We start from the raw sequence: 13,444 nt of genomic DNA on the forward strand, positions 1-13,444 counted from the left end.
GGGAGGGCCTTAGCCGAACAGGGCCTTCAGATCCACGTCGGCCTTTTCGGCGACGCTGAATTCGAGCAGGGGTTGGGATTCGAAGCTGCCCAGGCGGGCCACCAGCACGTCCGGAAACTGCTCCAAGCGCACGTTGAGCAGGTTGGCCGCCTCGTTGTACAGCTCGCGGCGGTCGGCGATGGCGTTTTCCAGGCCGGTGATGCGGGTCTGCAACTGCATGAAGTGTTCGTTGGCCTTCAGTTCCGGATAGGCCTCGGCTACCGCGAACAGGCGCAGCAGCCCCTGGCGCAGGCTGCCTTCGGCCTCGCCCAGGGCGCCCACATCATGGGCTTCCCGGGCCTGCTGCACCTGGGAGCGGGCCTCGATCACCCGTTGCAGGGTGGTCTGCTCGAATTCCTTGTACTGCTTGCACACCTCCACCAGCTTGGGCAGCTCGTCGTGGCGCTGCTTGAGCAGCACGTCGATGTTGGCCCAGGCCTTGGCCACGCCGTGCTTGAGGCCGACCAGGGCGTTGTAGGTCATCACGGCGTAGAGGACGACCACGGCGATGAGGCCGAGGAGGACGGCGGTGCTGATGCTCATGAGGGGGCTCCGGGAAGAGGGGCGGCCGGCGGGCGCACACGCCAGGGAAGGCGAGGACATTCGCCGCGGGCGCCGGCTATCATACCGGGATGGACGACCTTCGTTATGACAAGCCCGTGGGCCATGCCGCACCGGCCCGGGGTGCCCGCCGACTGTGGCTGGCGGTGGGCGCGGCGGCGGCGCTGCTGGCCCTGGCTGCCGGCTTTTTCGCCTACGGGCGGCCGGATCTGCTGCTCGACTTCGCCAACCTGCGCTACTGCGGTTGAGGCGGGGGAGGGGGGGCAGCCTCATCCTGCGGCGCGGACGCGGAATCCGGCGCGCCGCCATCGGTGCCACTGTCGCCATCGCCTTCGCCCGTGCCGTCGTCGGGAGGCGGGGCGCCGACCCGGGCGCGCACCGCTTCCGGGGTCAGGTTGAGCAGTTCGCCGATGGCCGCGTAGTCGTCGGGCAGGGCCGCGTCGTCCCAGCCGTTGGCCGAGTGACGGGCCAGATTCACCGCCAGCACCACGTTGCGCACCCGGGGGTGCTTGGCGTGCTGGTCGTCCATCAGCCGGGGCAGCAGGTCGGGCAGGGCCCAGGCGTGGCACAGGGCTTGTTGCAGTTCGATGAGCTGGATGCCCAGCACCTCCTGCTGCACGGCGGCGCTGCGCAGGGTCCGGTCGCCCCGCTGACGGGCCAGAATCTCCAGGGCCAGGTGGGGGGCGAAACACCACAGCAGGATTTCCGCCAAGTCGTGGAGCAGGGCGGCGATGCGCACTTCCTCGGCGTTCAGGTCGTGGCGCCACAGGGCCCAGTCGTAGGCGTAGCGCGAGGCGCGCTGGGCGCGGCGGGCCACGTGGAGCAGGCCGAGCAGGGCCTGGGGGTGGGCCTTCAGGGTGTCTTCCACCACCAGCACGTTGTGAAAGTGGCGGAAGAAGGGCTCGATGCCGAGCATCATCACCGCCTGTTCGACGGTGGTGATTTCGCCTTGCAGGCGCTTGCCCCGGTAGGGCTGGATGTAGGCCAGCACGCGCACCGTCATGAGCGGGTCGTGCAGGGCCACGGCGGAAACGTCGCGGCCGTTGATGCGGTCCAGGTCCTGGGCCAGGGCCTCCAACTGACGGGCCGTGTGGCGTAGCACCGGGATTTCGTTTTCGGAGAGGTAGGCGACCCAGGAATCCAGGTCCGGCAGGGTGGTCTCGATCATGGCGGGACGATCCGGCGGAGGATGAGTTGCCCTAGGGTATCCCGGGGGCGTAGCGCCGCCAATAGGGACGCGCCAGCATTCGTGGGAATCGGCGAGAATTCTCAGGGATTCGTGGCGTAATGCGCAGTGTGTAGTGTCGAAGCGCTGCCCTGGGGCCGCATGGATGCGTCAGGCCCGCGGCGGGCGCTTTGCGTTGCCGTGGCCCTCACGCAAGATGGCGGCATGAATGCTCCCCCGCTCCCGGGCGGCGTTGCCGCCGCCGTCTGCCCGGGGGCGGTTTTGTCCAGGTTTCATGCGTTCGGGGTATCGGCTGCTTTCCCTTTGTCTCCCTCTGTCCTTTTCCGTGACGCCCACCATGTCTTTTCGTGCTTTCCACGCCCTGGCGGCATCGCTGCTGGCCCTGAACCTGGTGCCGGCCCGGGCCCAGGCGCCCCTGCCCGGCGCGCCGGGTTCGCTCGTTTCAGGCCCCGGCGCCTGCGTCGGCATCGCCAGCCCCCTGGAGCGGCTGGCCTGCTACGACCGGTCCCTGGGGCGGCGCAGCGCCACCGAGCCGGCCCCCGGCGAACAGCCGGCGGCTGGGTCCGAAACCGGCCAGCCCCTGGCCCACGTGCCGCCGGGGGCGCCGGCCCCCGCATCCGCCCTGGCCGAGCAACTGCCGGCCGCCAACGCCGCCGGCGGGCTGCGCGCCGTGCCGGGGGGCGGGCTGGTCAGCGATGCCATCCTCTCGGCCGAGGTGACGCCCTTCGACGACCGCTGGGAGCTGACTCCGGCGGCCAAGCGCGGCACCTGGGTGATCCGCCCCTACAAGCCGGTGTACCTGCTGCCGGTGTTCTACACCCGCACCCCCAACCGGGAGCCCACCAGCCCCAATCCGGCCAATCAGGTGCACAGCCCGCTGCCCTTCGACAGCACCGAGGCCAAGTTCCAGTTGAGCCTCAAGACCAAGGCCTGGGAAAACATCTTCGGCGACAACGGCGACCTGTGGCTGGGCTACACCCAGTCGTCGCGCTGGCAGGTCTACAACGGCGGCATTTCGCGCCCCTTCCGCGAGACCAACTACGAGCCCGAGGCCATGCTGGTGTTCCGCACCAACTACAGCCTGTTGGGCTGGAACGGGCGCCTGGCCTCGATCTCCTTCAACCACCAGTCCAACGGCCGGGCCGATCCCCTGTCGCGCAGCTGGAACCGGGTGATCGGCAGCCTAGGCTTCGAGAAGGGCGACTGGAACGTGATGCTGCGCGGCTGGTACCGGGTGCCGGAAAAGGCCGAGACCAACGACAACCCGGACATTTCCGACTTCATGGGCCGGGGCGATCTGCTGGTGGTGCGCCGCTGGGGCGGCCACGTGTTTTCCCTGGGGTTGCGCCATTCCCTGCGCACGGGCGAGCGCAACCACGGCTCCGCCGAGTTCGACTGGGGCTTTCCCATCTCCGGCAACCTGCGCGGTCACGTGCAGGTGTTCTCCGGCTACGGCGAGAGCATGATCGACTACAACTACCGGGCCACCTACTACGGCCTGGGGATTTCCCTGGTGGAGTGGTAAGCGGGGGCTGCCCCCGGGGCCGGCTTCAGCCCCGGGGGCGCTTCCAGAACACCGGGGTGACTTCCACCGGGTCGCCCTCGCCGGCCACGTAGAGGTGGCCGTCCTGAATGGTCACTTGCAGGCGCATGGTGCGCGCGGCCAGGGTCGCCAGGGCCTGGGTCTCGGCGGCGGCCAGGTTCACCACGGTGAGGTTGTCGAGCCGCGCCAGCTTGTTCTGGTTCTGCTCCCACCAGATCTCGGCGGCCCGGCCGCCGTAGGTGTACAGCACCACCTCGTTGGCCCGGTTGCTGGCCTTGCGGATGTCGCGCTCGTCCGGCAGGCCCACGTCGATCCATTGCTCGATGGCGCCGGTCAGGTCGAGGCGCCACAGATCGGCCTCGTCGTCGGTTGAAATGCCCCGGCCGAACTCCAGGCGCTCGTCGGCGTTCAGCGCAAAGGCGAGCAGCCGCACCATCAGGCGCTCGTCGGTTTCGGAAGGGTGGCGGGCCAGGGTGAGGGAATGGTCGCCGTAGTAGCCGCGGTCCATGTCGGCCACGCCCAGGTCGGCCTTGAATACGGTGGATTTGAGAGCCATGGAAGTCGGGTGAGGTGCCAGGCCGTACAATGCCGGCCTGAACGGAAATCGAAAAACCCGACATGTTAAGTTATCGCCACGCCTTTCACGCGGGGAATCACGCCGACGTGCTCAAGCACGCGGTGGAAATCGCCTGCCTCGACTACCTGGGCCAGAAGGACAAACCCTACTGGTACCTGGACACCCACGCCGGCGCCGGCATGTATTCCCTGGAAACTGGCTTCGCCACCCAGAACGCCGAGTACGAAAGCGGCATTGCCCGCCTGTGGGACGAGCCCGGCCTGCCGCCGCTCTTGGCCCGCTACGTCGAGGTGATCCGCGCCATCAACGCCCGGGAGCGCGGCAACGGCAGGGACGGGGTGCCCCGCGCCCTCAAGGTCTATCCCGGCTCCCCGGTGATCGCCGACGTGGTGGCGAGCGAATCGACCAAGCTGCGCCTGTTCGAGATGCACCCCTCCGATTCGCCCCTGCTGGCCCGCTGCTTCAAGGACGCCGGCAGGCGCGCCCTGATCTACGCCGGCGACGGCTACGAGGGCCTGAAAGCCCTGCTGCCGCCGCCGCCGCGCCGCGCCCTGGTGTTGATCGACCCGTCGTACGAAGACAAGAGCGAATACGCCCGGGTGGTGGCCGCCCTCAAGGACGCCCTCAAGCGCTTCGCCACCGGCACCTACGTGCTCTGGTACCCCCAGCTGCACCGCCTGGAAACCCGCCGCCTGCCCGAACAGTTGAAGGCCCTGGGCGCCAAGAGCTGGCTGCACGTGGCCCTCACCGTGCGCAAGCCCACCGCCGACGGCTTCGGCATGCACGGCAGCGGCCTGTTCATCCTCAACCCGCCCTGGGTGCTGGCCCAGCAACTGGCCGAGGCCATGCCCGCCCTGGTCGAACTGCTCGGCGAGGACGAGAGCGCCGGCTACACCCTGGAACACGACGGGCTGTAAGGGCATTCCCTGCGGCCCGGTCCATTAGGAACGATAAGGAAACACCCGCCATGTGGTTCAAGAACCTGCAGTTGTACCGCCTCGCCAGCCCCTTCCCCCTCGCCCTGGCCCAGCTCGAAGAGCAGCTCGGCCGGGTGGTGTTCACCCGCTGTGGCAGCCAGGACAAGCAATCCCGGGGCTGGGTCCCGCCCCGGGGCAAGCTCGAAAAAGCCGACAAGGACGCCGCCAGCGCCGCCCTGCCCCTGGTCCATTCCGTCGGTGGCCAGTGGTTGATCGCCATGGCCACCGAGCACCGCCTGCTGCCCTCGTCGGTGGTCAACCAGGTTGCCGCCGACCGGGCCGACGAGCTGGAAGCCCAGCAGGGCTTCCGCCCCGGCCGCAAGCAACTGCGCGAACTCAAGGAACGGGTCACCGAGGAACTGCTGCCCCGGGCCTTCACCCGCCGCTCCACCACCTGGCTGTGGCTCGACCCGGTCAACGGCTGGCTGGCGGTGGACGCTGCCAGCCGCGGCAAGGCCGACGACGCCCTGGAGCTGCTGGCCAAATCCCTGGACGACTTCCCGGTCAAGCCGATCAAGACCGAGCGTTCCCCCACCTCGGCCATGGCCGACTGGCTCGCCGCCGGCGAAGCCCCCGCCGGCTTCACCGTGGACCGGGACTGCGAACTGAAGGCCGTCTCCGACGAAAAATCCACCGTGCGCTACGTGCGCCACGCCCTGGACACCGACGAAGTGCAGGCCCAGGTGCGCACCCACCTGGAAGCCGGCAAGCTGCCCACCCGCCTGGCCCTCACCTGGGGCGACCGGCTCTCCTTCGTGCTCACCGAAAAGCTCGAGATCAAGCGCCTCGCCCACCTGGACACCAAGGAAGAAGAGGCCAACGAAGCCAATGGAGCCAACGGCGACGAACTGTTCGACGCCGAATTCGCCCTGATGAGCGGCGAACTGCAACGCTTCCTCCCCGACCTGCTGGAAGCCCTGGGCGGCGAAATCCGCGACGGCGAGGGGGCTTCGGCCGAAGCCGCTGCCGGCGCTACCGCCGCTGCAAAGCCAGCCAGCCCCACTCAGGCTCCGGCCCCGGCCACCACGGCGGACGACGATCCCCCCTTCTAAACCCCAGGTAGGACGGGCATCTCCACGATGCCCCCTTGAAACACCGCGCCCCTGTTGGCTTCTGGCGGATATCCGCTGGAGAGCGAGCAGGGGCGCGGTGTTTGGGGGGGCTCTTATTTGATGTGGTCAGTCTGCAATGATGGTGCACTTATACCAATCATACCAATCGGAGTTTAGGTGGCTGTCTTGAACTTATTTCGGTGGTTGCATTTCCCGAAATTACCGATAGCCGTGTCAGTTGGAAGGTCAGCGCATTTATATCATCCACGCTGATGGAAAGATTTTTAGCGATTTCACCTCGGCCTGAATTATGGCTGTGTAGAAAATCTAGCACCTTGGTCAGCAGCTGAGAGCTTTCATGCTCCATCGGCTCTGGCTCGTTTGTACGGTACCCACTTTTAGCGATTTCAATGCACAGATTACGGTAGGTCCACTCTGTAACTTGCCCCAATGTGTTATAGCGATAGGCTAGCGCGGCCAGCGATACCCCCCAGTATCGCTTGAGCTTCATCAGATATTTGATAGTGAATGCTGGCGGCTTATTGGCGACTACGCTTTCCTTTGGCATGAGAAAGGCTGAGGCGAATGCATCTGCTTGGCGCTCCATTTCTGGGCCGTGGGCCTCGCCATGTTGCATGCTATAGACATCGCGTACCAAGTGGCCGAGTTCATGAGCTGCGTCAAAGCGACTACGTTCGGCAGATTTCATCGTATTGAGGAATACAAACGGCTTGCCGTCGTACCAAGTGCAGAAAGCATCCACTTCGCGGGCCTCTTCTGCCAGCGAAAAGACGCGAATGCCTTTGGATTCCAATAGGTGAATCAAGTTGGGAATTGGTGCATTACCCAGGCCCCACATGCGACGCAAGGTAGCTGCGGCTTCTTCGGGGGTGAGGTCGCTAAGATCAGGTAGATCAGCTTGAGGTAGGTTGAATCTTTTCTCGATCCATTCATTGATCTTGAAGGCAATGGCGCCTGCGTTGAGAGCGCAGTTTTGCATTGCATCTGTCATTTTTGAGAGCGATCGGAAACTGGCTGCATGCTCTCCGATGGTTGGCATCTTTTCTTCGATGTAAAAAAACTGCTGTGGGAAGTTCAGCAGTTTTGCCATCTTTGCCAGGGTTTCAGGGTCAGGAGCAGAGGCCCCTGACTCGTAGTTCTGGATGCTACGGCTAGTGACGCCCAAGTCCTTGGCTAATTGGGCTTTTGTAAGGCGCCTTCTAACCCGGGCAAATGTAATTTGCGAGGGGTTGATTTCTGCCATGATGCTTAATCAAAAAGTACCAGTTTTGGGCTCGACTTCCACGGTGGCTGGGGCATTGGGGATGTCCTTGCGAATGGTGAAGTCTGAAGGGTTGTTGGGGATGCTGCCAAAGATTAGACGTTCACCCCAAGCAGTAATTTTCTTCTTGGTGAATCCTGTGGGGTAAGAGAGTTCGAATCTCACCTCGTTCAACGCTTTATCATAGTGGTAAAGGAAAGCCCAAACCTGAGTTTCCTTTTTCTTCGCTTTTACCAGCTTCAGTGCGTCCTGGTTGAATAATTCAAGCTGACGATTGGATTGGACAAAACCTTCAACGACTACGCCTTTTTCGGCTTGGTTGGTAGGGTCTTCAAAGCCTTGTTTGCCAGTTTCACTGTTACCTGTCATTACCACGATAGATACAGAGCGGTCAGGCGAGCTGATGAAAGGGCAGTTTTTTTCGTTGTGAATGTGCCACTGCTTTTCGCTTAGCAAGGTACGCAATGCCTCTACTGTCCTGAACCATTGCTGTACACCTGCTGCTGTGACGGCAGAGGCACGTGTAGTGTCATTGCGGGCACCAAGTCCACTCTGGATAGAATTGTGCAGGAGCCTGTTTGATAAGTCTGGTGATAGCTCTTGCAGCCGTGTTTCAACAAGCTCTGCCTCGACGATGGTCTTGGCGCGAGGGGTGAGTACGTTGGAATAGGCCAGCTCGAACTTGCGTTTAGGCATAGGTAACTCCTTCAGTGTTTCCGGAAATTATACCTCATGTTGAGGTTGTAAAAGCGGAAATTGGACGTAGGCTGTCAGCCAGTAAATTTCTGCTGGGCTGCTGGGTCCGACTGTAATTTTGAGAAGACCCTTGTACACTAAAAACCAAGCATCCAATCGTATAAGCCGAAGATTCGCTACAGTGTGGTGATAACTGCTAAGCTCCAGTTTTTAAAGTAAAAAATGCTATTTTTTGTCCGTGCCGTCTCAGCACTAGTGGTAGCTGGAGTACTGAATACCTTTGCCCTCGCTGAAGGTTCTCTGGCACCAGCGCGAACGCAGCCCCTCACCCCCTTCGCCTCCCCCGAAGGCCTGGACCGCCTCTCCCGTTCCACGGCAAAAAGCGACTTCGCTCCCTTGGCCAACCAGTTCGAGCCCCAGGCGACGATTGCCTTCTGTGCGCCGGCCATGGCGGCCATCGTGCTCAATGCTCTGGACCCGCAAGGGGTGGAGGCGTCCCACGACCGTAGTCGGCTGACCCCGGCGGATACCCGCTACCTGCCCCGGGGGCTGGAGCTGACGGATCGGCGCTATACCCAGGAAAGCGTGATCGCTGCGGGCAGGAAGACCCGGGCTCAGGTGCTGGGGGAGCCGATGGCGGTGGAGGGGCGGATGGTGCGGGACGGCGGCTACCAGTTGCGCCAACTCGACGAGTTGCTGCGGGCGTACAAGGTGGCGACCAAGCTGGTGATCGTCGATGACCAGAAGCCCGAGGCCGAGATTCGCCGCGACCTGGTGGACAACCTCCAGCGCGGCGGCGACTACGTGATCGTCAATTACCTGCGCTCGGCGGTGGGCCAGGCCGGGGGCGGGCATATCTCGCCGGTGGGCGCCTACGACGCGGCCACGGATTCGGTGCTGATCCTGGACGTGCATCCCAGCCACTACCCATGGGTCTGGATGCCCCTCGCCACCCTCATCCAGGGGATGCGCACCCGGGACGGGGCGGAGAACCGGGGTTACATCCTGGTGCGGCCGCGCTGAACCAGCAGTTAGTTTTTGACGTCCCCCAAGCAAAACGGCGAGGCCCACAAGGCGCCTCGCCGTTTTTGTTTGAACCTGCTTGTCTGGGGGCTAATCGGGCTCGGTCTAGCGCTGCTCTGTGCATCGGGTGGATGCGGCCGGCTAGAATATTGTCATTCTCGTGATGCCGGCGCATGCGGCAACGCGAATGCGGCGATATTTATATCTGGAGAGAACGAATGCTCTGGCAGGTGTTGATGGTTGTGTTGGGGCTAGTCCCCGTGCTGACAGTTGTTGCTTTGGTCTATTGGAAAAAATATCGGCTGGATGCCGATGAACGTCGCGAAGCGCTCACGACGGATTTGCGCCGGTTGCCTGGAGCAAGCCTGCAAGCTGCGCGTGATGAGTTGCTGGATCGCCAGATGGAGCGAGTGCTGAGTGCTCTGCTCATTGGCCTGGCCGTCGTACAGACCATCCTTTCACGGCGGGTCGCTCCTGATTTTTCGACCTGGAGCTGGTTCGACACGATTCTGCTATGCGCTGTCTTGGGGAGCGGCGTCTACTATGGCCGGCTGATCATGGCAGAAATGCCCAAGTCTCGTCGTTTGCGCCAGGCCATCCGCGCCGAGCAGGCTACGGCCCAGGAGATTGCGGTATCGCTGGCAGGCGACAACCACATCTTTCACGACATTCAGGCCGAGGGCTTCAACATCGACCATGTCGTCATCACCCCGGCAGGCGTGTTCGCCATCGAGACCAAATCCCGGATGAAACCTCCGGCGGGCAATGGCGCCGCAGGGGCCAAGGTGCAGTACGACGGTAAGCAATTGCGCTTTCCGTGCTGGACGGAAACGGAACCTATTGAGCAGGCAAGCAGGCAGGCCAAATGGCTGTCGACATACCTCAAGAATTCCACGGGCGAACTCTATCAAGTCATTCCAGTGCTCGCCCTACCGGGGTGGTTCGTCGTGGACAGCGTCAGGCCGACGGGCAGCACCGTGCGAGTCGTCAATCCGAAGAACGTCAGGCGTCTATTTCTACCGGACAGAGCACCTGTACTGGATACGCAAGCCATTCAGCGGGCAGCGTTCCAGCTTGGAAAGCTGGTTCAGGCACCTGCCGTGTAGCGTGCTGATGCTGGAAACGAAAACGGCGAGGCCCGCAAGGCGCCTCGCCGTTTTCGTTTGGATCGGATCGTGGGGGCCAGGACTGCCGGCGTTAGCGGCCCGTCAGGCTGGGGGCCAGCCCTTGCTGCTTGTTGAGGATCAGCAGCAGGCCCATGCCGGCCACCATCACCACGGCGGCGACCACCAGGGAGCCCAGGTAGCTGCCGCTGGCGGCGGCGATGTAGCCGGCCATGGCCGGGGCGGCGATCTGGGCCACGCCGTAGCTCAGAGTGAGGCGGGCCATGGCCTTGGCCGGGTTCTCGGGGAAACAGCGGCCGATCAGGGAGAGGGTGAGGCTGACGATGCCGACGAAGGTGCCGCCGAAGAGCACGGCGCCCACCAGGTTGAGCACCGGGTCCTGGGAGAGCACGGGCAGGACGATGGAGACGATCTGCAAGCCGAAGCCGAGCAGCAGGGCCGGGATCTGGCCCATGGACCCGGCGATGCGGTCCCACAGGAAACAGGAGGGGGTGGCGGCCACGCCGACGATCACCCACACCAGGGCGCCCTTGCCGGTGAGCAGGGGCAGCTTTTCCAGAATGGCGACGATGAAGGTGGCGCTGACGACGAAGCCGAAGCCGGCGCAGAAGTAGGCGGCGATCAAGAGGCCCATCCAGCGCCGCGACGGGGGCGTGGCGGCGGCCTTGGCGGCGCCGGCGGCCAGGCTGGCCGGGGCGGGCAGCCACCACCAGGCGGGCAGGAAGAAGGCCGCGCCGAGGACTCCCAGGGCCAGCCACTGCTCGTCCCAGGCGAGGCGCCCGGCCATGGCGGCGGCGGCCAGGCCCGAGACGACGATGCCCATGCCCAGGCCGGCGAAGTGCAGGCCCAGCTCGGGCTTGTGCCCCTGGCGGATCAGCCAGTTGAGCACCAGGCCGGAGGCGATCAGCATCCCGGCGGTGCTGGAAAGCCCGGCGACGAAGCGCAGCAGCACCCACAGGTAGAGGTTGTCGGTTAGCCCCATGGCCGCCGTGGTGGCCACGGCCAGAATGAGGCCGATGCGGTAGAGGCGGTACTTGAGTTGCAGGTCGCTGATCGAGGCGGCGAACAGGGCCCCGGCGATGTAGCCGACGTAGTTGAAGGTGGCCAGCCAGCCCCCGGCCAGGTACGACAGCCCGGCCTCGTTGCGCATCAGCGGCAGCAGGGGGGTGTAGGCGAAGCGGGCCAGGCCCACGGTGAGGATGAGGGCGCAGATTCCGGCAAAGATGACGCGGTAGCGCTCGGCGGTGCTGCTGTGGGGAAGGGCGGCGGCGTTGGGGGGCATGTCTCGTCCTGATTGTTATGGGTTTGTGGGGCCCATGCTACCGGGACGGGGATTGGGACTCTTTCGATACAATGACGAGTTGTATCGATGAAGCGACACACTGATATATCATCTGGCGAGGTGTGCCTTTCGACGCCGCTACCGCCACCAGTGATGCGCCGGTGCCGCCAACCACCGGGGCAAGCCAGCGGGCACCGCTGGCATGGGGGGCGAATCGGGTGGCGAATAGAGTGGGATAAGCCAGGGAAATTACCCGGAAATTACCCGGACAAGGCCAGGAAGAGCGCCCGGCAGCGAGCCGGATCGCGGGAGACCCCATGCTGGAAACCGCCGGTTGGATCACCATCGACGTGCCCGAGATCGAGACGCTGCCCAAGCCGATCTTTCCCCGCTCCCAGAACCTCACGGCGCGGCAGGTGTTCCCGCTGCACAGCCACCGCTGGAACCAGCTGGTCTATGCCACCTCCGGCACCCTGGTGGTGACCATTGCCGACGCCTGGCACGTGATTACCCCGGAGCAGGCCATCTGGGTGCCCACCGGGGTGCTGCACACCACCGGGGCCCTCAACGGTGCCCAGTTCCGCAACCTCTACGTGGCCGACCAGCCCGGGCTGGACATGCCGGACACCTGCACGGTGCTCGCCGTCACACCGCTGTTGCGGGCGCTGATCGTCGAGCTGGAGGCGGTCAGCCCGGCCATCGGCCCGGCGGGCGTGCCGGTGGGTATTCCCGAGGAGGATGCCGGCGGGGCGGCTGAAAACGACGCCTACATCGACAAGCTCAATGCCCTGATCGTCGAGCAGCTACGCCGCCTGCCGGTGCAGAACTTCCGCCTGCCCTGGCCCCAGAGCCCCATGCTGCACCGCATCTGCGAGGCGCTTTACGCCAACCCGGCGGACGGCCGCAGCGCCGACGACTGGGGGCGGGAACTGGGCGCCTCCGCCCGCACCCTGGCCCGCCACTTCGAGCGGGAGGTGGGCATCACCCTGCGCGACTGGCGCCACCGCCTGCGCCTGTTTCGCGCCCTGGAATGGCTGTGCGCCGGGCGCAGCGTCACCGACATCGCCCTGGACCTGGGCTACGCCTCCACCTCGGCCTTCACCTACATGTTCCGCCAGGAGATGGGCTGCGCCCCCACCGAGTGGCGGGCGCGCTGACGCCTGGGGGTTGGGCAGGCCGGAGCGGCGCAGGCGCCGACGTTATGGCCGATCTATTAATTTTCTTCATGTTTCGCGCCGGCCGTTTTTCAAAACTCAAGAACTGGCGCGGACCTTTGCTTTTTTGCCTGCTCAATACATGAATTTTATTAAAGTATCTGGGAGCACGCCCCGATGCCGGCCGGCCGAAACCGGGGTGGCGGACGGTGGCCGGCGAAACGGAGAAAACGTTCCGCTCAACCCACCCCGGCGTCGGCCAGCTTGAGGCCGAAGCCGATGAACAGGCCGCCGATGCCGCCGGTGGCTCCGGCCGCCAGGCGCCGGCGGCGGCGGAAAGTCTCAGCCAGATAGCTGCCGCCGAAGATCAGGGCCGACAGATAGACGGCGCTGCAAATCTGCACGATGGTCCCCAGGATGAGGAAGGATAGGGCCGGGTGGGCGTAGCCCGGGGAGACGAACTGGATGAAGAAGGACACGTAGAACAGGATCGCCTTGGGGTTGAGCAGGCTGATCAGCAGGGCCACCTGGAACGGCCGGGCGGCCTCCGGCGGCGGGGTTGCCGGTGTTTCCGGGGCGGCCTGGGCCGCGCCCCGCCAGCGCCGGATGCCGGCGCGCACCAGGTTCAGACCGAGATAGACCAGGTAGGCGGCCCCGGCGTACTTGAGCACCACGAACAGGGCCGGGTTGGCCTTGAACAGGGAGGCCACGCCGGTGGCCGCCAGCACCATCAGGATCAGGTCGCCGAGAAAGATGCCGCAGGCGCCCCGGTAGCCGGCGGCGATGCCCTGGCGCGAGGCCACGGTCATCACGTACATGGAGTTGGGGCCGGGCACCAGCACGATGAAGATGGTGCCGAGGACGAAGGTGGCCAGGTCGGTGATGCCGTAGTGCATGGCGGTCGGTCCCAGGGAGGCAAAGGAAGGATGGTAACGCCGCGGGGCCGGG

14 protein-coding genes are annotated in these 13,444 nt (G+C 64.6%); 7 read left to right on the plus strand and 7 right to left on the minus strand.

Translation table 11 applies throughout. The features are described from left to right. Positions 1-9 precede the first annotated feature (9 nt). The gene (locus V7Z98_RS13120) at positions 10-582 is read right to left on the minus strand and encodes a LemA family protein (protein ID WP_293260141.1); all 573 of its coding nucleotides are present in this window, start codon (positions 580-582) and stop codon (positions 10-12) included. Between the two features lie 89 nt (positions 583-671). Here V7Z98_RS13120 and V7Z98_RS13125 point away from each other — a divergent pair, with 89 nt between their 5' ends. Further along, positions 672-848 carry a hypothetical protein gene (locus tag V7Z98_RS13125; protein ID WP_334158442.1) on the plus strand — a complete coding sequence of 59 codons (177 nt, stop codon included), beginning with the start codon at positions 672-674 and terminating at the stop codon, positions 846-848. Here the strand turns inward: V7Z98_RS13125 and V7Z98_RS13130 are convergent. Continuing rightward, positions 836-1,768 (minus strand): HDOD domain-containing protein, encoded by a 933-nt coding sequence (locus V7Z98_RS13130; protein ID WP_334158444.1) that lies wholly within the window; start codon positions 1,766-1,768, stop codon positions 836-838. The two genes, V7Z98_RS13125 and V7Z98_RS13130, sit on opposite strands and share 13 nt — an antisense overlap. A 355-nt stretch (positions 1,769-2,123) precedes the next feature. On the opposite strand from V7Z98_RS13130, the gene V7Z98_RS13135 reads away from it, so the two are divergent. After that, positions 2,124-3,311 (plus strand): phospholipase A, encoded by a 1,188-nt coding sequence (locus V7Z98_RS13135; RefSeq protein WP_334158445.1) that lies wholly within the window; start codon positions 2,124-2,126, stop codon positions 3,309-3,311. A 25-nt stretch (positions 3,312-3,336) separates the two neighbouring features. Here the strand turns inward: V7Z98_RS13135 and V7Z98_RS13140 are convergent, their stop codons facing one another. Then, entirely contained in the window at positions 3,337-3,885 is a 549-nt protein-coding gene (locus V7Z98_RS13140) for a YaeQ family protein (RefSeq protein WP_334158446.1), read from the minus strand. 62 nt (positions 3,886-3,947) lie between these two features. Here V7Z98_RS13140 and V7Z98_RS13145 point away from each other — a divergent pair, with 62 nt between their 5' ends. Continuing rightward, positions 3,948-4,823, plus strand: coding sequence for a 23S rRNA (adenine(2030)-N(6))-methyltransferase RlmJ (locus V7Z98_RS13145; RefSeq protein WP_334158448.1), 876 nt, complete (start codon positions 3,948-3,950; stop codon positions 4,821-4,823). Between the two features lie 50 nt (positions 4,824-4,873). Next, the gene (locus tag V7Z98_RS13150; RefSeq protein WP_334158450.1) at positions 4,874-5,935 is read left to right on the plus strand and encodes a recombination-associated protein RdgC; all 1,062 of its coding nucleotides are present in this window, start codon (positions 4,874-4,876) and stop codon (positions 5,933-5,935) included. Between the two features lie 157 nt (positions 5,936-6,092). Here the strand turns inward: V7Z98_RS13150 and V7Z98_RS13155 are convergent, their stop codons facing one another. Continuing rightward, positions 6,093-7,199, minus strand: a complete 1,107-nt coding sequence (locus V7Z98_RS13155) for an ImmA/IrrE family metallo-endopeptidase (protein ID WP_334158452.1) — start codon at positions 7,197-7,199, stop codon at positions 6,093-6,095. A gap of 9 nt (positions 7,200-7,208) precedes the next feature. After that, positions 7,209-7,913, minus strand: a complete 705-nt coding sequence (locus V7Z98_RS13160) for a hypothetical protein (protein ID WP_334158454.1) — start codon at positions 7,911-7,913, stop codon at positions 7,209-7,211. 222 nt (positions 7,914-8,135) lie between these two features. Here V7Z98_RS13160 and V7Z98_RS13165 point away from each other — a divergent pair, with 222 nt between their 5' ends. Continuing rightward, positions 8,136-8,936: a phytochelatin synthase family protein gene (locus tag V7Z98_RS13165; RefSeq protein WP_334158456.1), complete on the plus strand. Its 801-nt coding sequence runs from the start codon at positions 8,136-8,138 to the stop codon at positions 8,934-8,936. 218 nt (positions 8,937-9,154) lie between these two features. Further along, positions 9,155-10,042 carry a nuclease-related domain-containing protein gene (locus V7Z98_RS13170; protein WP_334158458.1) on the plus strand — a complete coding sequence of 296 codons (888 nt, stop codon included), beginning with the start codon at positions 9,155-9,157 and terminating at the stop codon, positions 10,040-10,042. Between the two features lie 91 nt (positions 10,043-10,133). On the opposite strand, the gene V7Z98_RS13175 is transcribed toward V7Z98_RS13170, so the two are convergent. Next, entirely contained in the window at positions 10,134-11,342 is a 1,209-nt protein-coding gene (locus V7Z98_RS13175; RefSeq protein WP_334158459.1) for a YbfB/YjiJ family MFS transporter, read from the minus strand. 317 nt (positions 11,343-11,659) lie between these two features. On the opposite strand from V7Z98_RS13175, the gene V7Z98_RS13180 reads away from it, so the two are divergent. After that, on the plus strand, positions 11,660-12,499 hold the full coding sequence (locus tag V7Z98_RS13180; protein WP_334158461.1) for an AraC family transcriptional regulator: 840 nt from the start codon (positions 11,660-11,662) through the stop codon (positions 12,497-12,499). A 236-nt stretch (positions 12,500-12,735) separates the two neighbouring features. Here the strand turns inward: V7Z98_RS13180 and leuE are convergent, their stop codons facing one another. Then, positions 12,736-13,392 (minus strand): leucine efflux protein LeuE, encoded by a 657-nt coding sequence (gene leuE / locus V7Z98_RS13185; protein ID WP_334158464.1) that lies wholly within the window; start codon positions 13,390-13,392, stop codon positions 12,736-12,738. Positions 13,393-13,444: the final 52 nt, after the last annotated feature.

It is taken from the genome of Oryzomicrobium sp. (assembly GCF_036820405.1).
Classification (GTDB): domain Bacteria; phylum Pseudomonadota; class Gammaproteobacteria; order Burkholderiales; family Rhodocyclaceae; genus Oryzomicrobium.

Coding starts and splice junctions, on each gene's coding strand:
- V7Z98_RS13135 (WP_334158445.1), top strand. CDS start 2,124: ATGTCTTTTCGTGCTTTCCACGCCCTGGCGGCATCGCTGCTGGCCCTG.
- V7Z98_RS13165 (WP_334158456.1), top strand. CDS start 8,136: ATGCTATTTTTTGTCCGTGCCGTCTCAGCACTAGTGGTAGCTGGAGTA.
- V7Z98_RS13155 (WP_334158452.1), bottom strand. CDS start 7,199: ATGGCAGAAATCAACCCCTCGCAAATTACATTTGCCCGGGTTAGAAGG.
- V7Z98_RS13125 (WP_334158442.1), top strand. CDS start 672: ATGGACGACCTTCGTTATGACAAGCCCGTGGGCCATGCCGCACCGGCC.
- V7Z98_RS13145 (WP_334158448.1), top strand. CDS start 3,948: ATGTTAAGTTATCGCCACGCCTTTCACGCGGGGAATCACGCCGACGTG.
- V7Z98_RS13170 (WP_334158458.1), top strand. CDS start 9,155: ATGCTCTGGCAGGTGTTGATGGTTGTGTTGGGGCTAGTCCCCGTGCTG.
- V7Z98_RS13160 (WP_334158454.1), bottom strand. CDS start 7,913: ATGCCTAAACGCAAGTTCGAGCTGGCCTATTCCAACGTACTCACCCCT.
- V7Z98_RS13180 (WP_334158461.1), top strand. CDS start 11,660: ATGCTGGAAACCGCCGGTTGGATCACCATCGACGTGCCCGAGATCGAG.
- V7Z98_RS13130 (WP_334158444.1), bottom strand. CDS start 1,768: ATGATCGAGACCACCCTGCCGGACCTGGATTCCTGGGTCGCCTACCTC.
- leuE (WP_334158464.1), bottom strand. CDS start 13,392: ATGCACTACGGCATCACCGACCTGGCCACCTTCGTCCTCGGCACCATC.
- V7Z98_RS13150 (WP_334158450.1), top strand. CDS start 4,874: ATGTGGTTCAAGAACCTGCAGTTGTACCGCCTCGCCAGCCCCTTCCCC.
- V7Z98_RS13140 (WP_334158446.1), bottom strand. CDS start 3,885: ATGGCTCTCAAATCCACCGTATTCAAGGCCGACCTGGGCGTGGCCGAC.
- V7Z98_RS13175 (WP_334158459.1), bottom strand. CDS start 11,342: ATGCCCCCCAACGCCGCCGCCCTTCCCCACAGCAGCACCGCCGAGCGC.
- V7Z98_RS13120 (WP_293260141.1), bottom strand. CDS start 582: ATGAGCATCAGCACCGCCGTCCTCCTCGGCCTCATCGCCGTGGTCGTC.